This is a genomic window from Geodermatophilus tzadiensis, from assembly GCF_003002915.1.
Lineage (GTDB): Bacteria > Actinomycetota > Actinomycetes > Mycobacteriales > Geodermatophilaceae > Geodermatophilus > Geodermatophilus tzadiensis.
Map to the genome: position 1 here is coordinate 113,605 of NZ_PVTG01000016.1, position 16,927 is coordinate 130,531.

Annotated in this window: 18 protein-coding genes; 7 read left to right on the top strand and 11 right to left on the bottom strand. The window is 76.7% G+C overall.

The features are described from left to right. The first annotated feature begins 93 nt into the window (after positions 1 to 93). From LY71_RS18715 to egtE, 3 genes are read left to right on the top strand one after another with little or no spacing between them, the layout of a single operon-like run. Positions 94 to 693, top strand: a complete 600-nt coding sequence (locus tag LY71_RS18715; RefSeq protein ID WP_245888075.1) for an RNA polymerase sigma factor — start codon at positions 94 to 96, stop codon at positions 691 to 693. Further along, the gene (locus tag LY71_RS18720; RefSeq protein ID WP_106280492.1) at positions 674 to 1,498 is read left to right on the top strand and encodes an anti-sigma factor; all 825 of its coding nucleotides are present in this window, start codon (positions 674 to 676) and stop codon (positions 1,496 to 1,498) included. Before LY71_RS18715 ends, LY71_RS18720 begins: the two co-directional genes overlap by 20 nt. Positions 1,499 to 1,520: 22 nt before the next feature. Beyond that, the gene (gene egtE, locus LY71_RS18725) at positions 1,521 to 2,651 is read left to right on the top strand and encodes an ergothioneine biosynthesis PLP-dependent enzyme EgtE (RefSeq protein ID WP_106280495.1); all 1,131 of its coding nucleotides are present in this window, start codon (positions 1,521 to 1,523) and stop codon (positions 2,649 to 2,651) included. Positions 2,652 to 2,702: 51 nt separating this feature from the next. On the opposite strand, the gene LY71_RS18730 is transcribed toward egtE, so the two are convergent. Next, on the bottom strand, positions 2,703 to 4,076 hold the full coding sequence (locus tag LY71_RS18730; protein WP_211297420.1) for an 8-oxoguanine deaminase: 1,374 nt from the start codon (positions 4,074 to 4,076) through the stop codon (positions 2,703 to 2,705). Between the two features lie 119 nt (positions 4,077 to 4,195). On the opposite strand from LY71_RS18730, the gene LY71_RS18735 reads away from it, so the two are divergent. Genes LY71_RS18735 through pucD form a run of 3 tightly spaced genes read left to right on the top strand, consistent with a single transcriptional unit; the run spans position 4,196 to position 7,913 of the window. Next, the gene (locus LY71_RS18735) at positions 4,196 to 5,071 is read left to right on the top strand and encodes an FAD binding domain-containing protein (protein WP_106280499.1); all 876 of its coding nucleotides are present in this window, start codon (positions 4,196 to 4,198) and stop codon (positions 5,069 to 5,071) included. Further along, positions 5,062 to 5,550, top strand: a complete 489-nt coding sequence (locus LY71_RS18740) for a (2Fe-2S)-binding protein (RefSeq protein ID WP_106280501.1) — start codon at positions 5,062 to 5,064, stop codon at positions 5,548 to 5,550. Before LY71_RS18735 ends, LY71_RS18740 begins: the two co-directional genes overlap by 10 nt. Then, a complete protein-coding gene (gene pucD, locus LY71_RS18745; protein ID WP_106280503.1) occupies positions 5,547 to 7,913 on the top strand; it encodes a xanthine dehydrogenase subunit D in 2,367 nt (788 codons plus the stop codon). The genes LY71_RS18740 and pucD overlap by 4 nt, the downstream gene beginning before the upstream one ends. Here the strand turns inward: pucD and LY71_RS18750 are convergent. Together LY71_RS18750 and alc are read right to left on the bottom strand one after the other, a co-directional pair. Beyond that, positions 7,900 to 8,646 (bottom strand): SDR family NAD(P)-dependent oxidoreductase, encoded by a 747-nt coding sequence (locus tag LY71_RS18750; protein ID WP_106280505.1) that lies wholly within the window; start codon positions 8,644 to 8,646, stop codon positions 7,900 to 7,902. The genes pucD and LY71_RS18750 overlap by 14 nt on opposite strands. Positions 8,647 to 8,655: 9 nt before the next feature. Beyond that, positions 8,656 to 9,651 carry an allantoicase gene (gene alc / locus LY71_RS18755; protein ID WP_106280548.1) on the bottom strand — a complete coding sequence of 332 codons (996 nt, stop codon included), beginning with the start codon at positions 9,649 to 9,651 and terminating at the stop codon, positions 8,656 to 8,658. A gap of 63 nt (positions 9,652 to 9,714) precedes the next feature. On the opposite strand from alc, the gene LY71_RS23585 reads away from it, so the two are divergent. Next, positions 9,715 to 9,876 carry a hypothetical protein gene (locus LY71_RS23585; RefSeq protein ID WP_170121412.1) on the top strand — a complete coding sequence of 54 codons (162 nt, stop codon included), beginning with the start codon at positions 9,715 to 9,717 and terminating at the stop codon, positions 9,874 to 9,876. A 7-nt stretch (positions 9,877 to 9,883) separates the two neighbouring features. Here LY71_RS23585 and allB read toward each other — a convergent pair whose 3' ends face one another. The 8 genes from allB to LY71_RS18795 are packed head-to-tail and all read right to left on the bottom strand — an operon-like array spanning position 9,884 to position 16,782. Continuing rightward, positions 9,884 to 11,197: an allantoinase AllB gene (allB, locus tag LY71_RS18760; RefSeq protein ID WP_106280506.1), complete on the bottom strand. Its 1,314-nt coding sequence runs from the start codon at positions 11,195 to 11,197 to the stop codon at positions 9,884 to 9,886. Next, positions 11,194 to 11,877 (bottom strand): urease accessory protein UreD, encoded by a 684-nt coding sequence (locus LY71_RS18765; protein WP_106280508.1) that lies wholly within the window; start codon positions 11,875 to 11,877, stop codon positions 11,194 to 11,196. The genes allB and LY71_RS18765 overlap by 4 nt, the downstream gene beginning before the upstream one ends. Next, on the bottom strand, positions 11,874 to 12,548 hold the full coding sequence (gene ureG / locus LY71_RS18770; protein ID WP_106280510.1) for an urease accessory protein UreG: 675 nt from the start codon (positions 12,546 to 12,548) through the stop codon (positions 11,874 to 11,876). Before ureG ends, LY71_RS18765 begins: the two co-directional genes overlap by 4 nt. After that, entirely contained in the window at positions 12,538 to 13,272 is a 735-nt protein-coding gene (locus tag LY71_RS18775; RefSeq protein ID WP_106280512.1) for an urease accessory protein UreF, read from the bottom strand. The genes ureG and LY71_RS18775 overlap by 11 nt, the downstream gene beginning before the upstream one ends. Continuing rightward, entirely contained in the window at positions 13,272 to 14,993 is a 1,722-nt protein-coding gene (locus LY71_RS18780) for an urease subunit alpha (protein ID WP_106280514.1), read from the bottom strand. Before LY71_RS18780 ends, LY71_RS18775 begins: the two co-directional genes overlap by 1 nt. Then, positions 14,993 to 15,295 (bottom strand): urease subunit beta, encoded by a 303-nt coding sequence (locus LY71_RS18785; protein ID WP_106280516.1) that lies wholly within the window; start codon positions 15,293 to 15,295, stop codon positions 14,993 to 14,995. Before LY71_RS18785 ends, LY71_RS18780 begins: the two co-directional genes overlap by 1 nt. Continuing rightward, positions 15,292 to 15,594: an urease subunit gamma gene (locus tag LY71_RS18790; RefSeq protein ID WP_106280518.1), complete on the bottom strand. Its 303-nt coding sequence runs from the start codon at positions 15,592 to 15,594 to the stop codon at positions 15,292 to 15,294. Before LY71_RS18790 ends, LY71_RS18785 begins: the two co-directional genes overlap by 4 nt. A gap of 57 nt (positions 15,595 to 15,651) precedes the next feature. Further along, positions 15,652 to 16,782, bottom strand: coding sequence for an epoxide hydrolase family protein (locus LY71_RS18795; protein ID WP_106280520.1), 1,131 nt, complete (start codon positions 16,780 to 16,782; stop codon positions 15,652 to 15,654). Positions 16,783 to 16,927: the final 145 nt, after the last annotated feature.

The window sequence follows — 16,927 nt, forward strand, 5'->3', positions numbered from 1 at the left end:
GCCCCCCACCCCTCGCGAGCTCGGGGCGGGACCCTGCAGCAAGGCCGGGGGACCGGGCCCCGCACCGGCTGGAGTGGCTCTATCGTCGGCCGGGTGACCACCGAGGCGACGCCGGCCGCGCCGGACGCCGCCGGTCCGGACGACGAGGAGGTCGGCCGGCGCTTCGCCGCGGGGGACGAGCAGGCGCTGGCGTGGGCCTACGAGCGCTGGGCCGCCCGGGTGCACGGGATGGCGGTGCGCGCCTTCGGCCCCGGCCCCGACGCCGAGGACGTCACGCAGCAGACCTTCGTCTCCGCCTGGACGGGACGCAGCGGCTTCCGCCCCGAGCAGGGCCCGCTGCCGGCCTGGCTGGCCGGCGTCGCCCGGCACAAGATCGCCGACACGTGGGCGCGGCGGGACCGCCAGCGCCGCGCCGCGGAGGCCGCCGCGGCCGAGGCCCGGCGCGCCCCGGCCACCGGGCCGGCGCCGGTCGACGCCGCCGTCGCCGACCGCGTGCTGCTGCTCGGCGAGCTGGACCGCCTCGGCCAGCCCCAGCGCGGCATCATCGAGCTGGCCTTCTTCGCCGACCTCACCCACAGCCAGATCGCCGAGCGCACCGGGCTGCCGCTGGGGACGGTCAAGAGCCACATCCGGCGCACCCTGGAGCGCCTGCGCGACCGGTTGGAGGTGGACGGTGCGGCACTGCACGCCTGAGGACCTGGGCCTGGCGGCCCTGGGTGAGCCCCTCGCCTCCGACGACGCCGCACACCTGGCCGGCTGCGCCCGGTGCCGCGACGAGGTCGCCGTGCTGCGCCGCAGCGTCGCCGCGCTCGCCGTCCCCGAGCTCGCCGACCCCGGCCCGCCCGTCGCACCGCCGCCGACCTTGTGGGCGGGCATCGCCGCGGCCACCGGGGTCACCGTCGCCCCGCGGCCCCACGTCGTCGCGGCCTCCGCCCCGCCCGCCGGGGTGCCCGACAGCCCCCTGGTGCCGGTGGCCGCACCCGCCCCGGTGGCGCCGCCCGCCGTCTCCGCCCGCCCGCCCGCGCCCGTCGTGCCGCTGCGGCCCCGCCGCTCGCGGGTGCTGCTGGCCGCGGCCGCCGCGCTGGTGGCCGGGCTCGCCATCGGCGCCGGCGCGGTCGCCCTGCGCGGCGGTGACGCGGCCGACGACCCCGCCGGCGACCCCGGCGTCCCGCTCGCCGCCGCCACCCTCGACCCGCTCCCCGACAGCGACGCGTCGGGCCGGGCCACGGTGGTCGAGCGGGCCGACGGCACGCGGGTGCTGGAGGTGGAGCTGGCCGCCGGAGCCCCGGCCGAGGGCTACTACGAGGCCTGGCTGCTCACCGAGTCGGTCTCCGGGCTGATCCCGCTCGGCGTGCTGCGCACCGGCACCGACGAGTTCGTGCTGCCCCCCGACCTCGACCTCGGCGAGTACCCGGTGGTCGACGTCTCGGTCGAGCAGCTCGACGGCGACCCCGCGCACTCCGGCGTCTCGGTGGCGCGCGGCCAGCTGGACACCTGAGCACCCGCACTACCGTCGGGGCGTGACCGCGCTCGACCTGCTGCTCCCCCACGAGGACCTCGGCGACTCCTGGCGGGCCGCCCGCCCGCGGCCGGCCGGGCGGCACCTGGACACCGCGGCGTGCAGCCGGCAGAGCAACCGGGTGCTCGAGGCGGTGGCCCACCACGCGCGGCACGAGGCCGAGCTCGGCGGGTACGTCGCCGAGGCCACCGCCGGCGACCTGCTGCAGCAGGGCCGCAGCGTCATCGGCGGGCTGGCCGGGATGGCCGCGGCCGACGTGGTGTTCGTCGAGTCCGCCCAGGCGGCGCTGGCCGCGCTGCTCGCGGCCTGGCGGCTGCCCGCCGGCTCGCGCGTGGCGCGGGTGCCGGGCGAGTACGCGCCCAACGCGGCGATGCTGCGCGACGCGGGCCTGCAGACGGTGCCGCTGACCGTGGACGGTGACGGCCGGGTCGACGTCGAGGCGCTCGGGCGGCTGCTGGCCGGCGACCCGCCCCGGTTCGTGCACCTGACCCACGTGGCCAGCCACCGCGGCGTCGTCCAGCCGGCCGCGGAGGTGGCCGCGCTGTGCCGGGAGCACGGGGTGCCGCTGGTGCTCGACGCCGCGCAGTCGCTCGGGCACGTGGACGTCGACCTCGGCGCCGACGTCGTCTACTCGACCTCGCGCAAGTGGCTGGCCGGCCCGCGCGGGGTGGGCGTGCTGTGCGCGCGGCCCGCGGTGACCGCCGAGCTGCGGCCGGCGCTGCCCGCGCCGGCCGACCTGCCGCCGCTGCGCGCGCTGGAGAGCGGCGAGGCGCACGTGGCCGGCCGGGTCGGGCTGGTGCTGGCGGTCGGGGAGCACCTGGCGGCGGGTCCCGACCGGGTGCGCGCGCGGCTGGCGGCGCTGGGCCGGGCGTCGCGGGAGGTGCTCGACGGCGCGGCCGGCTGGCGGGTGGTCGAGCCCCTCGACGAGCCGACCGCGACCACCACGCTGCGCCCGCCCGACGGCGTCGACGTCGTCGCCACCCGGGCGCGGCTGCTCACCGAGCACGGGATCGTCACCACCGCCGCGCTGACCGAGCGGGCGCCGGAGGAGATGACCTCACCCGTGCTGCGGGTCTCGCCGCACCTCGACGCCACCGTCGACGACCTCGAGGCCCTCGCCGCCGCCCTCTGACCGGTGCACTTCCGCGGAGTTGCCCGGGGCGACTCCGCGGAGGTGCCCGGTCTAGCGGGCCGCCTGGACGCGCTGCGACACCCGGCGGTGGACGGCGAGCTGCTCGTCGAGCCCCGGGTGCACCGGGACGCCGTCCTCGACGACGAACCGCCCGCCGACGACGGTGTGCCGCGCCGCCACCGGCCCGCACCGCAGCCACGCCTCCACCGGGTCCGACAGCGCGCCCGCGAACGCCGGCCCGGTCAGCGGCCACACGGTCAGGTCGCCGCACGCGCCCACCGACAGCTGCCCGATCTCGCCGGTGCGCCCGAGGCAGGCCGCCCCGCCACGGGTGGCCAGCTCCAGCGCGTCGCGGGCGCCGAACGACGCCGCGCCGTGCCGCAGCTTGCCCTGCAGCATCGCGGTGCGCGCCTCCAGCCACAGCGAGGCGGCGTCGGCCGACGCGGACCCGTCCACGCCCAGCCCCACCGGCGCCCCGGCCGCCCGCAGCTCCGCCACCGGTGCCAGCCCGCTGCCCAGCACCATGTTCGACGACGGGCAGTGCGCCGCCCCCACCCGCGCCGCGCCCAGCCGGGCCACCTCGGCCGGCGAGGGCCACACGACGTGCGCCAGCCACACCCGGTCGCTCATCCAGCCGACGTCGGCGAGGTGGTCGACCGGGCTGCGGCCGAAGCGCTCCCGGCAGAACGCGTCCTCGTCCTGCGTCTCGGCGAGGTGGGTGTGCAGCCGGACGTCGAGCCGCTCGGCGAGCTCCGCCGTCCGGGTCATCAGCTCCGTCGACACGCTGAACGGCGAGCACGGCGCGAGCGCGAGGCGGGTCAGCGCGTGCGGCGAGCGGTCGTGGTGCGCCTCCACCAGGCGCTGCGACTCGGCCAGGACCTCGTCGTCGTCCTGGACGACGGAGTCCGGCGGCAGCCCGCCGTCCTTGACCGACAGCGACATCGACCCGCGGGTGAATTGCGACCGCACCCCCAGGTCCTGCGCCGCCCGCACCTCCGCGGCGATCAGGTCGCCGGCGCCGCGCGGGTGCACGTAGAGGTGGTCGGTCGAGGTGGTGCACCCGGCCAGCGCGAGCTCGGTGAGCCCGACGTAGGCCGAGACGTAGGCCGCCTCCTCGTCCAGCCGCGCCCACAGCGGGTAGAGGGTCACCAGCCAGTCGAACAGCCCGCCTCTCAGCGCCGGGGCGTAGGAGCGGGTCAGGTTCTGGTACAGGTGGTGGTGGGTGTTGACCAGCCCCGGCGTCACCAGGCAGCCGCGCGCGTCGACCGCCCGCGCCGCCGGCGGCCGCGGGTCGCCCGGCCCGCCCACGCCGCTGACCACCCCGCCGGTCACGGCGACCCAGCCGCCGGCGATCTCCCGCCGCTCGTCGTCGACGGTGGCCACCAGGTCGGCGTCGTGCACCAGCAGGTCCGCGGTCGTCTCCACGGGCGGCATCCTGCCCAGGCGGTGGGGAGGGGGCGAGTCCCGCGGCTCCGCGGCGCAACCCGACCGTGACAGTCCGGGGCTACCGTGGCCCTCCCCCGGTGCACCAGGAGGAGCGACGCATGGAGTTCCTGCAGCCCACGACGTGGGAGGAGGCGGTCGAGACGAAGGCCGCCCACCCCGACGCGGTCCCGATCGCCGGGGGCACCGACGTCATGGTCGCGGTCAACTTCGGCCGCCTGCGCCCGGCCCGGCTGCTGGACCTGACCCGCGTCCCCGACCTGCAGCAGTGGGACACCGAGGACGGCGTCGTCCGGCTCGGCGCCGGCGTCCCCTACGCGCGGGTCATCGGCGAGCTCGGCGACCGGCTGCCCGGCCTGGCGATGGCCGCCCGCACCATCGGCTCCCCGCAGATCCGCAACCGCGGCACCGTGGGCGGCAACCTGGCCACCGCCTCCCCCGCCGGCGACGCGCACCCCGCGCTGCTAGCCGCCGACGCCGAGGTCGAGGTGGCCTCCGTCCGCGGCACCCGGCGCATCCCGGTCGCCGACTTCTACACCGGCGTCAAGCGCTCCGCGCTGGCCGACGACGAGCTCGTCGCCGCCGTCCGCATCACGCCGCCGAGCGGCCCGCAGCAGTACAGCAAGATCGGCACCCGCAACGCGATGGTCATCGCCGTCGCCGCCTTCGGGCTGGCGCTGCACCCCGACCGCCGCGCCGTCGGCACCGGCATCGGGTCGGCCGCGCCCACCCCGCGCCGGGCCCCCGCCGCCGAGGAGTTCCTCGCCGGCGAGCTCGACGGGCTGTGGGACTCGCGCGCCGAGCTGCCGCCCGCCACCGCGGCACGCTTCGGCGAGCTGGTGGCCGGGGCGGCCGCGCCGATCGACGACGTCCGCGGCACCGCCCGCTACCGCGTCCACGCGCTGTCGGTCATGGCCCGCCGCACGCTGACCTGGGCCTGGGCCGAGTACCGGAAGGGGGAGACGAGGTGCGCCTGACCTGCACCGTCAACGGCACCGAGCAGCTGGTGGACGACGTCTGGGAGGGCGAGAGCCTGCTCTACGTGCTGCGCGAGCGGATGGGCCTGCCCGGCTCGAAGAACGCCTGCGAGCAGGGCGAGTGCGGATCGTGCACCGTCTACCTCGACGGGCTGCCCGTGTGCGCCTGCCTGGTCGCCGCCGGGCAGGCCGAGGGCCGGGAGGTCGGCACCGTCGAGGGGCTGGCCGCAGGCGGCGAGCTGCACCCGGTGCAGCAGGCCTTCCTCGACGCCGGCGCCGTCCAGTGCGGCTTCTGCACACCCGGGCTGCTGGTGGCCACCGACGACCTGGTCGGCCGCGCGCTGGCCGAGGGGCGCAGACCCGCCGACGCCGAGATCCGCGAGGCCCTGGCCGGCAACCTGTGCCGCTGCACCGGCTACGAGAAGGTCCTCGACGCCGTCCGGCTGGCCGCCGACCGCATGGCGGAGGAGGCGCGGTGAGCACCCCCACCCGTTCGCCCAGCGGCGCGCCGTCGCACCTCACCGGCCCCGGCGGCGGGCGGGTCGGCGACGACGCGGCGCGCCCCGACGGCGTCCTCAAGGTCCGCGGCGAGTTCGCCTACGGCAGCGACCTGTGGATGGACGACATGCTGTGGGGGGTCACCCTGCGCAGCCCGCACCCCTACGCCCGCATCCGCTCGGTCGACGTCGGCCCGGCGCTCGCCGTCCCCGGGGTGCACGCCGTCCTCACCTCCGACGACGTCCCGGGCTCCAAGACCTACGGCCTGGAGTTGGCCGACCAGCCGGTGCTGGCGGTCGACGTCGTCCGCTACCAGGGCGAGCCGGTGGCGCTGGTCGCCGCCGACCACCCCGAGACCGCCCGCCGGGCCGCGGCGCGCATCGCCGTGGACTACGAGGTGTGGGAGCCGGTCACCGACGCCCGCGAGGCGCTGGGCCACCCGCACTGGAACCGGGTGCACGAGACGGAGGCGCCGGTCACCGAGCTGAGCCGGGAGAGCGCCCACCTGCACCCGGAGGGCAACCTGGTGCGCCACGTCAAGGTGCGCAAGGGCGACCCGGACGCCACCGCCGACGTCGTCGTGGTCGGCGAGTACGAGGTCGGCATGCAGGACCAGGCCTTCCTCGGCCCGGAGTCGGGGCTGGCGGTGCCGGCCGAGGACGGCGGCGTGGAGCTCTACGTCGCCACCCAGTGGCTGCACGTCGACCAGCGGCAGATCTGCGCGGCGCTGGGCATGCCGCCCGAGCGGGTGCGGCTGACCCTGGCCGGCGTCGGCGGCGCCTTCGGCGGCCGCGAGGACCTGTCGATGCACGTGCACGCCTGCCTGCTGGCGCTGCACACCGGCCGGCCGGTGAAGATGTCCTACAACCGCGAGGAGTCCTTCTTCGGCCACGTGCACCGGCACCCGGCCACCATGCGCTACGAGCACGGGGCCACCCGCGACGGCGACCTGGTCTACGTGCGGGCGCAGATCTACCTCGACGGCGGCGCCTATGCCTCGAGCACCCCGGCCGTCGTCGGCAACGCCGGGACGATGGGCATCGGCCCCTACGTCGTCCCGAACGTGCACGTCGACTGCTACGGCGCCTACACCAACAACCCGCCGTGCGGCGCGATGCGCGGCTTCGGCTCGGTGCAGACGGCGTTCGCCTACGAGGCGCAGATGGACGCCCTGGCCGCCGAGCTCGGCATGGACCCGGTCGAGCTGCGCTGCCGCAACGCGATGGAGCAGGGCTCGCCGACGCCCACCGGCCAGGTGGTCGACAGCCCGGCGCCGGTGGCCGAGCTGCTGCGCCGGCTGCAGGCCATGCCCCTGCCGCCGTCGCCCGCGACGGGTGCGGACGCCGATCTGCGCGACATGCCCGGCGGGGTCTCCAACACCACCCACGGCGAGGGCGTGCGGCGCGGGGTCGGCTACGCGGTGGCCTACAAGAACGTCGCCTTCTCCGAGGGGTTCGACGACCACTCCACCGCCCGCGTGCGGTTGGAGGTGGTCGGCGGCGAGCCGACCGTCACCGTGCACACCGCGGCGGCCGAGGTGGGCCAGGGCCTGGTCACCGTCGAGCAGCAGATCGCGCGCACCGAGCTGGGCGTGGACCGGGTCGTCGTCGCCCCGAAGGACACCGCCGTCGGGTCGGCGGGCTCGACGTCGGCGTCCCGGCAGACCTACGTCACCGGCGGCGCGGTCAAGGCCGCGTGCGAGGCGGTCCGCGCGCGCGTGCTGGAGCGGGCCGCGGCGTTGACCGGCTGGCCGGTGGGCGACCTGCGGCTGTTCGACGGCGCCGTGGTGGCCGAGGGCCTGCAGCTGCCGCTGGCCGAGGTGCTCGGCGACGACGCGGTCGAGGAGACTCTGGAGTGGCGGCACCGGCCCACCGAGGCGCTCGACCCGGAGACCGGCCAGGGCTTCGCGCACGTGCAGTACGCCTTCGCCGCGCACCGCGCCGTGGTCGACGTCGACACCGAGCTCGGCCTGCTCAAGGTGGTGGAGATGGCCTGCACCCAGGACGTCGGCAAGGCGATCAACCCGCAGGCGGTCGTCGGCCAGATCCAGGGCGGCACCGCGCAGGGGCTCGGGCTGGCGGTCATGGAGGAGGTGCTGGTGCGCGACGGCCGGGTGCGCAACCCGTCGTTCACCGACTACCTCATCCCGACGGTGCTCGACATGCCGCCGATGCGCATCGAGGTGCTCGAGTACGCCGACCCGCACGCGCCCTACGGCCTGCGCGGCGTCGGTGAGGCGCCCAACATCTCCTCGGGCCCCGCGGTGCTCGCCGCGATCCGCCAGGCGACCGGCCTGCCGCTGACCCGCGTCCCCGTCCGCCCGGAGCACATCACCCGGACGTGATCCCGGCCAGGCGGTCCATCGCGGTCAGCACCCGGTCCTGCAGGCCGGGGTCCTCGAGCGCGCGCGGCGTCCGCGCCCGGCGGCGTCCGGCCGTGTAGCCGCCGGGCCAGTCGCCGGCCGCGGCCAGCGCCACCCGTGCGCCGCCGTCCTCGACGTCGCCCGGCGCGCCCGGGGAGGCCAGCTTGGTGCGCACCCAGCCCGGGTCGACGGCGCCCACGCGCAGGGCGGGCAGGCGACGGGCCCAGCCCAGGGACAGGACGACGTCGAGGGCCTTGGAGTCGGCGTACGCGCGCCGCGGCTCGCGCGGGCTGCCGAGGTCGTCCGGGTCGACACGGCCGGAGCCGACCATGCCGCTGCCGAGGAAGACCAGCCGCTCGTGCACCCGCTCCCGCAGCAGCGCGGTGAGCAGGTGCGGCGCGAGTGCGTTGACGGCGAACGCGAGCTCGTGGCCCTGCGCGCCGGCCGGCGCCCCGTCCGGGGGCCACACCCCGGCGTTGTGCACCAGGACGTCGAGGTCGCCGAGCTGGTCGGCGAGCGCGCGCACCTCGCCGAGGTCGGCCAGCTCGCCGGTGACCAGCCGGACGTCGCCGAGCCGGCCGAGCTCCTCGGCCACCGGCGCGCCCCGCGCCGCGCTGCGGGCGTGCAGGACGACGGTGTGCCCGCCGGCCAGCAACCGCCGCGCGGCCGCCCGGCCGATGCCGTCGGTGGAGCCGGTGATCGCGATCGTCGCCATGGTGCGGGCCTACCCGCGGGCGGGGGCCTCCCACCGGCGCTGCAGCGCGGCGCGGCCGGCGTCGGTCGGTCGGCCCCACAGCCGCAGGCGGGCCATGCCGCCGTCGGGGAAGACGTCCACCCGCACGCCGGTGATCGCGGTGTCCCCGGGCAGCACGAACCGGTGCCGGGTGTCGGGCTGCAGCGGGGTCACCGGCAGCAGCTGCACCTCCTCGCCGTCGGTCGTCCTGCCGGTCAGCGACGCCGCCCCGGGCGCGTTGCCGAGGAACCACGAGGTGTCCAGCTCGGCGAGGGTCACCGTGCCCTCGCAGGCCAGCGCCACCTCGACCCAGTCGTTGCCGTCGTCGCGGCGCCGCGCGTTCTCCCACCCCTCGCCCATGGAGCGGGCCTCGCCGCGGCCGATGAGCTGGTGCGGGCTGCCGTAGAACGCGTTGCTCACCCCGGTGACCCGCCCGCCGTTCTCCAGCGCGGCCAGGTCGCAGGGGCCGGCGTCGAGCAGCCGAGGGTCGGGGACCACCTCGCCGTGCACCCGCAGCCGGGCCACGCCGCCGTCGGGGTGGATCGACAGCCGCACGTGGGTGACCCGCGGCCCCGGCTCGACGGTGAAGCGGTTCTCCGTGCCGCCGGCCAGGTCCGACAGCGGCAGCAGCGGCACCCAGTCGGCGTCGGCCAGTGCCGACGCGGGCGGGTGGCCCTCGACCGCGGCGCCCTCCAGCGACGCCCGCGGCGGGTAGTTGCCCAGGAAGTGGGCGGTGTCGACGACGACGGCGTGCACGACGCCCGGCATCCCGAGCCGCACGACCGCCCAGTCACTGCCCGGCTCGCGGCGGCGGCGGGTCTCCCAGCCGTCGTACTCCTTGCCGCGCGCCCCGAAGTCCTCGCGCGCCCGCGGCGGCCCGGGCAGCACGAGGTTCTCCTTGCCGGCGAAGAACTCGTCGTTGGCGGCCACCACGGCGCCGCCCTGCGTGCGGACGGCGAGGTCGGGCAGGTCGAACGGGTCACTCACGGGGGTCACTGTGTCACGGGCGGGGTAGGGGCCCGGGGTCCGCGACAGCACCGAGGAGGACCCGTGTCCGAACCCACCGACGACCTGCGCGAGCGCGCCCGGGAGCACGTCCGGCAGATGCCCGCCGAGACCGCGCTCGGCAACGCCGACCCCGCCGGCGGCTCCACCGACGACCCGCAGATCATGAACGACGCCGCCCGGGAGGAAGGCGAGCAGTCCTCCTGACGGCCGGTCAGCGGCCTCCCCGGTCGAGCAGCCGGCCGAGGGGGCTGCCGTCGGCCTCCTGCCCGCGCAGCCAGGTCCGCCGGACGACGCCGGTGAGCTCCCGCCCCGCGTAGGGCGTCACCGGGTTCCGGTGCTCGAGCCGGCCGACCATGGAGGACTCCTCGGGCGCGAACGCGACCAGGTCGGCGTCCCTCCCGACGGCGATCGCGCCCTTGCCCGGCAGTCCGGCCAGCCGCGCCGGCGCCGCCGCCATCCACCCGACCACCTCGGCCAGGCCGACCCCGCGGGCCCGCGCCCCGGTCCACACCGCCGGCAGCGCCACCTGCAGACCGGCGATGCCGCCCCACGCCAGCCCGAAGTCGCCGACGTCGAGCCGCTTGAGCGCAGGCGTGCACGGCGAGTGGTCGCTCACCACCAGGTCGACGTCGCCGGCCCGCAGCGCCGCCCACAGCGCCTCCCGGTGCGCCGCCTCCCGGATCGGCGGGCAGCACTTGAACGCCGTGTCGCCGTCGGGCACGTCCTCGGCGGCGAAGGTCAGGTAGTGCGGGCAGGTCTCCACGGTGATCCGCACACCCGACGCCCGCGCCGCGCGCAGCAGCGGCAGCGCGTCGCCGTCGGCCAGGTGGACGACGTGGCTGCGCGCGCCGGTGTCCCGGGTGGCCGCCACCAGCCGGTCGATCGCCGTCTCCTCCGCCGCGGGCGGCCGGGAGGCGAGGAACGCCGCGTAGCTCGCGCCGGCCGGCTCGGGCGCGGCGGCGATGACCTGCTCGTCCTCCGCGTGCGCGATGAGCAGCCCGTCGACGGGGGCCAGCTCGGCCAGCGCCGCGCGCAGCCCGGCGTCGTCGAGCGGCGGGAACTCGGGGACGCCGGAGTCGAGCAGGAAGCACTTGAACCCGACGACGCCGGCCTCGTGCATCGGCCGCAGCTGGCCGACGTTGCCCGGGACCGCCCCACCCCAGAACGCCACGTCGACGGCCACCTGCCCCGCGGCGACCTCCCGCTTGACCCGCAGCGCCTCGAGCGTGGTGGTCGCCGGCACGGAGTTCAGCGGCATGTCCACGACCGTGGTGATCCCGCCGGCGGCCGCGGCGCGGGTGGCGGTGGCGAAGCCCTCCCACTCGGTGCGGCCGGGCTCGTTGACGTGCACGTGGCTGTCGACCAGGCCCGGCAGCAGCACCTCGTCCTCGGCGAGGGTGACCGCCCCGGCCGGGACGTCGTCGAAGCCGGTGACGGCCGTGACCACGCCGTCCGCGGTGTGCACGGCCGCGGCCCGCTCGCCCTCGGGCAGCACCACCCGCCGCGCCCGGACGACGAGGGTCACGCCACCGCCTCCACCGCTCGGACGACGCGGTGCAGTTCGGCGCCCCACGCGGTGGCCACCCACCCGTTCTCCAGGGGCAGGCGGACGGCGTCGTCGGCGGTCAGCACCCCGGCAGCCTGCCCCACGTGGACGGTCGACGCGTAGGCGCGCGGGGCCACCGGCGGCAGCCAGGCGGGCGCGCCGGGACCCAGGCCGACGGTGGTGTGCAGCAGCGGGCGGCCGCCGACGACCACGCGGGTGGTGCCGGTCCAGCGGCCGGGCTCCTCGCCGGTGCGGCCGAGGAGCACCTGCTCGGTGGCGGTGAGGACGGCGCCGGGCGCCAGGGTCGCGACCAGCTCGGCCCGGTGGGAGGCGCGGGCGGCCACCACCGTGGGCTCGGGTCTCAGGTCGAGCGTCCCGGCCACCTCGGCGACGACGCGCTGCGCCGAGGGGCGGTCGCCGGCACGGTCGGGCAGCGCGACGGCGGCGGCCACCGTGCGCACCGCCAGCGTGGCGCCCTCCTCCACGACCAGCCGGACCTCGGCGTCGTCCCCGCCGAGCGGGCCGAACGCCGTCGCCACCAGGTGCACCGACGCCGGGCCGGTGCGCCGCACCGCCAGCTGCCCGCTGCCGCGGACGACGGGCAGCACGGTGCGCCCGCCGGGCCCGCGCCGGGCGACGACCTCGACCCGGGTGATCAACCCTGCTGCAGCCGGCGGACGCGCACCTGCTCGCGCACCCACGCGGCCACCTCGGTGGCGGCCGGGTCCTCGCGCAGGGAGATGAGCAGCGTCGGCCTGTCCCCGCGGACGGTCGCGGAGTCGCGCCGCATGACGTCGAGGTCGGCACCGACCAGCGGCGCGAGGTCGGTCTTGTTCACCACCAGCAGGTCGCTCGCGGTGACGCCCGGCCCGCCCTTGCGCGGCACCTTGTCCCCGCCGGCGACGTCGACGACGAACACCTGCACGTCGACCAGCCCGTAGCTGAAGCTCGCCGTCAGGTTGTCCCCGCCGGACTCGACGAACACCAGCTCCAGACCCGGGTGGCGAGCCTCGAGCAGCTCGACGGCGTCGAGGTTGGCGGTGATGTCGTCGCGGATGGCGGTGTGCGGGCAGCAGCCGGTCTGCACCGCCTCGATCCGGTCGTCGGGGAGGACGGCGTTGCGGCGCAGGAAGTCGGCGTCCTCGGTCGTGTAGATGTCGTTGGTGACGACGGCGAGGTCGTACTCGGCGCCCAGCGTGCGGCACAGCGCCGCGGCGAGCGCGGTCTTGCCCGAGCCGACCGGGCCGCCGAGCCCGACGCGCAGCGGCCCGCCGTGCCGGTGCGCCGTGGGCGCGTCGACGTAGTCGGCCAGGTTGTGGTCAGGAGGCAAAGAAGCGGTCCCCTCTCGTGGCGTGCACCTCGGCCAGCAGGTCGAGGAGCGGATCGGTGTCGGCGGGCAGTCCGTCCCGGAGCGCGTCGTCGGCGACGGCGTCGATCGCGGGGGCCAGCCGGGCGGTGACGGCGGCGACGGTGAGCGGGTCCAGGGCCAGCAGCCGCTGGGCCGCCGTCGCCGGCCCGCTGACCGACAGGTAGGCCGCCGCCGCGGCGGCATCGCGCGGGGTGAGCCCGCCGGCGGCCGCGGCGACGCCGAGTGCGACCGGGTGGTGCGGGGCGGCGGGCAGCGCGTCCCACACCGGCGAGGGCCAGGCGCGGCGGCCCACCCGCACCAGCCCGCGGCCCTGCTGCCGCGACGCCGCCCGCAGCGCCGGCGACGGCGTCCGCGCGTCGGCCTCGCCGTCGAGGTGGCGGAGCGCAGCGACGAGCTCCGAGGAGGCGGGGGCCGGAGGCTCCCCCGAGGAGGAGCCGGCAGGGCTCCGCGCTCCAGGGGACGGCACGTGGCCGCGGTGTCGTCCGGAGGACGACCGTGTGGTCGCAGCAGCCGCGAGCCCCGCGGTGACCGCGCCGGCCGTCGTCAGCCGGCGGAGGAGGAACGCGGCCAGCGACGCCGGGTCGTGCACGTGTCCGGCCGCGATCGCCTGCTCCACCCCGCCGGAGTGCGTGTGCCCACCGGCGGGGAGGCGCGAGTCGGCCAGCGTGAGGAGGGCTGCCGTCATCAGAACAGGAAGTACCGCTGCGCCATCGGCAGCTCGCGCACCGGCTCGGGCTCCCACACCTCGCCGTCCACGGTCACGGTGAAGGTGTCGGGGTCGACGCGGATCTCCGGCAGCGCGGTGTTCTCCGGCATGTCGGCCTTGGTCAGCCGCGTGGTGTCGGTGACCGCGACCAGCCGCCGGTCGACGGCGAGCCGGTCGCCCAACCCCGCCTCGAGTGCCGCCGGCGCCACGAAGTGCACCGACGTCCGCGCGGGGACGCGACCGGAGGCGCCGAACATGGGCCGCGGCAGCTGCGGCTGCGGCGTCGGGATGGAGGCGTTGGCGTCGCCCATCTGCGCCCACGCCACCATGCCGCCCTTGAGCACCGCGTGCGGGCGGACGCCGAAGAACCGCGGGTCCCACAGCACCAGGTCGGCGAGCTTGCCCGGCTCCACCGAGCCGACCTCGCCGTCGATGCCGTGCGCCACCGCCGGGCAGATCGTGTACTTCGCGACGTACCGGCGCGCCCGCAGGTTGTCGGCCGCGCCGTCCCCGGCCAGCGACCCCCGCTTGCGCTTCATCACGTGCGCCGTCTGCCAGGTGCGCAGCACCACCTCGCCGACGCGGCCCATCGCCTGGGCGTCGGACCCGATCATCGAGATCGCGCCGAGGTCGTGCAGCAGGTCCTCGGCGGCGATCGTCGTCGGCCGGATCCGGCTCTCGGCGAAGGCCAGGTCCTCGGGTACGGAACTGTCCAGGTGGTGGCAGACCATGAGCATGTCGAGGTGCTCGTCGAGGGTGTTCACCGTGTGCGGCCGGGTCGGGTTGGTGCTGCTCGGGAGCACGTTCGGGTGCCCGGCCACGGTGATGATGTCCGGCGCGTGACCGCCCCCGGCACCCTCGGTGTGGTACGCGTGGATCGACCGGCCGGCGATCGCGGCGAGGGTGTCCTCGACGAAGCCGGCCTCGTTGAGCGTGTCCGAGTGCAGCGCCACCGGGACGCCGTGCCGCCCGGCCACGGTGAGGCAGGCGTCGATCGCCGCCGGCGTGGACCCCCAGTCCTCGTGCAGCTTGAAGCCGCTCGCCCCGCCGCGGAGCTGCTCCTCCATCGACTCGTGCGACACGGTGTTGCCCTTGCCGAGCAGCGCGACGTTCACGGGCATGAGGTCCATCGCCTCGAGCATCCGGGCCAGGTACCAGTCGCCGGGGGTGATCGTCGTGGCCTTGGACCCCTCGGCCGGACCGGTGCCGCCGCCGACGAGCGTCGTGACGCCCGAGCCCAGCGCCGTCGGCACGATCTGCGGGCAGATGAAGTGCACGTGGCAGTCGATGCCGCCGGCGGTGAGGATCCGGCCGTTGCCCGCCATCACCTCGGTGCCGGGGCCGATCACCAGGTCGGGGTGGACGCCGTCCATGGTGTCGGGGTTGCCGGCCTTGCCCAGCGCGACGACCCGCCCGTCGCGGACGCCGACGTCGGCCTTGACGACCCCCCAGTGGTCGAGGACGACGGCGCCGGTGATCACCAGGTCGGGCGCGCCCTGCGCGCGGGTGGCCCGGCCCTGGCCCATCGACTCGCGGACGACCTTGCCGCCGCCGAACACCGCCTCCTCGCCCGCCCGGCCGGGTCCGCCGCAGCGGTCCTCCTCGACCTCGATCAGCAGGCCGGTGTCGGCCAGCCGGATTCGGTCGCCGGTGGTCGGGCCGTAGAGCTGGGCGTAGCGCTCGCGGGACAGCCGGACCATCAGCCGAGCCCTCCCTCGGCGGTGAGGCCCGGGACGACGCGCGCGCCGGCCAGCGGCACGAGGGTCACCGTGCGGGTGATGCCGGGCTCGAACCGGACGGCGGTGCCGGCGGCGACGTCGAGCCGGTGGCCGCGGGCGGCGTCCCGGTCGAAGGCCAGCGCCCGGTTGGTCTGGGCGAAGTGCACGTGCGAGCCGACCTGCACCGGCCGGTCGCCGGTGTTGGTCACCTCGAGCTCGACCCGCGGCGCACCGGGCAGCGTCTCGATGACGCCCTCGGCCGGGATCACCTCGCCCGGGATCACGGGATGGGCTGGTGGACGGTCACGAGCTTGGTCCCGTCGGGGAAGGTCGCCTCCACCTGCACCTCCTCCAGCAGCTCGGGGACGCCGTCCATCACGTCGTCGCGGGTGAGGACCGTGCGGCCCGACTGCATGAGCTCGGCCACCAGGACGCCGTCCCGGGCACCCTCGAGCACGTGGTCGGTGACGATCGCCGTCGCCTCCGGCAGGTTCAGCCTGAGCCCGCGGGCCTGCCGGCGACGGGCGAGCTCGGCGGCGTAGGAGAGCAGCAGCCGTTCCTGCTCGTGCGGGGAGAGGTGCACGCGGAGTCCTCCGGGGGTGGGGAGCCCGGACGCTAACCGCCGGATGTGTCGCGCCCGTTACCGGAGCGGCCGGAAGAACTCCCGGACGTCGGCCACCAGCTCCGCCGGGCGCTCCATCGCGGCGAAGTGCCCGCCGCTGTCGTGCTCGCGCCAGAACCGGAGGTCGGGAAGCTGCCGCTCCACCCAGGCGCGGGTCGGCTGGAAGATCTCGTGGGGGAAGAGCGAGACGCCGGTGGGCACGCTCACCTGCGGCTCACGTTCCTGCGGTGCCCGCGCCATCTCCCAGTACATCCGCGCCGACGACGTCGCCGTCCCGGTGAACCAGTAGACCGAGACGTCGTCGAGCAGGCGGTCGATGCCGAGGGCGGCCACCGGGTCGCCGTCGCAGTCGGACCAGGCGGCGAACTTCTCGAGGATCCAGGCCGCCTGCCCGGCCGGGGAGTCGGTGAGCCCGTAGCCGAGGGTCTGCGGGCGGGTCCGGTGCTGCTGGCTGTAGGAGGAGCCCTCGGTCCGGAAGGCGTGCAGGCGGTCGAGTGCCGCCTGCTCACGCGCGTCGAACTCCGTCTGCCCCGCCGGCGGGCCGGTCACCACCATGTTGAGGTGCACGCCCAGCACCCGGTCGGGGTGGCGGGCGCCCAGGTTGGCCGACACGAACGAGCCGATGTCCCCGCCCTGCGCCCCGAAGCGCTCGTACCCGAGCCGGCGCATGACCTCCGCCCACGCGTCGGCGGTGCGGCCCGGACCCCAGCCGGGAGTGGTCGGCTTCCCGCTCCACCCGTAGCCGGGCAGCGACGGGACGACGACGGAGAAGGCGTCGCGCGGGTCCTCCGGCTCGGTCAGGGGGCCGAGGACGTCGAGGAACTCGAGCACCGACCCGGGCCAGCCGTGCGTCAGCACCAGGGGCAGCGCGCCCTCGTGCGGGGAGCGGACGTGCAGGAAGTGCACGGGCAGCCCGTCGACCACCGTCGTCGCCTGCGGGACCGCGTTGAGCCGCGACTGGACGGCCGTCCAGTCGTGCTCCTCCGCCCAGTACCGGCAGACCTCGCGCAGCCAGTCGAGGGGGACGCCCTGCGACCAGTCGTCCACGGTGGCCGGGTCCGGCCACCGGGTCGCGCGGAGCCGGCGCTGCAGGTCCGCGATGGCGTCCTGCGGCACGTCGACGGTGAAGGGCGTGACGGCGTCGTCCACGGCGTCACCGTATCGACGCGGCCGCCACCGCGGACAGGGCGGCAGCAGGAACGCGGAAGGGCCCCCACCGGGTGGTGGGGGCCCTTCCGGGAATGGTTGTCCGGCGGTGTCCTACTCTCCCACCCCGTCTCCAGGGCAGTACCAT

Bases quoted from the DNA above. Each gene is read 5' to 3' on its own strand.
- LY71_RS18735 (WP_106280499.1), top strand. From the start codon at position 4,196: ATGGAGTTCCTGCAGCCCACGACGTGGGAGGAGGCGGTCGAGACGAAG.
- LY71_RS18750 (WP_106280505.1), bottom strand. From the start codon at position 8,646: ATGGCGACGATCGCGATCACCGGCTCCACCGACGGCATCGGCCGGGCG.
- LY71_RS18775 (WP_106280512.1), bottom strand. From the start codon at position 13,272: ATGACGGCAGCCCTCCTCACGCTGGCCGACTCGCGCCTCCCCGCCGGT.
- LY71_RS18780 (WP_106280514.1), bottom strand. From the start codon at position 14,993: ATGGTCCGGCTGTCCCGCGAGCGCTACGCCCAGCTCTACGGCCCGACC.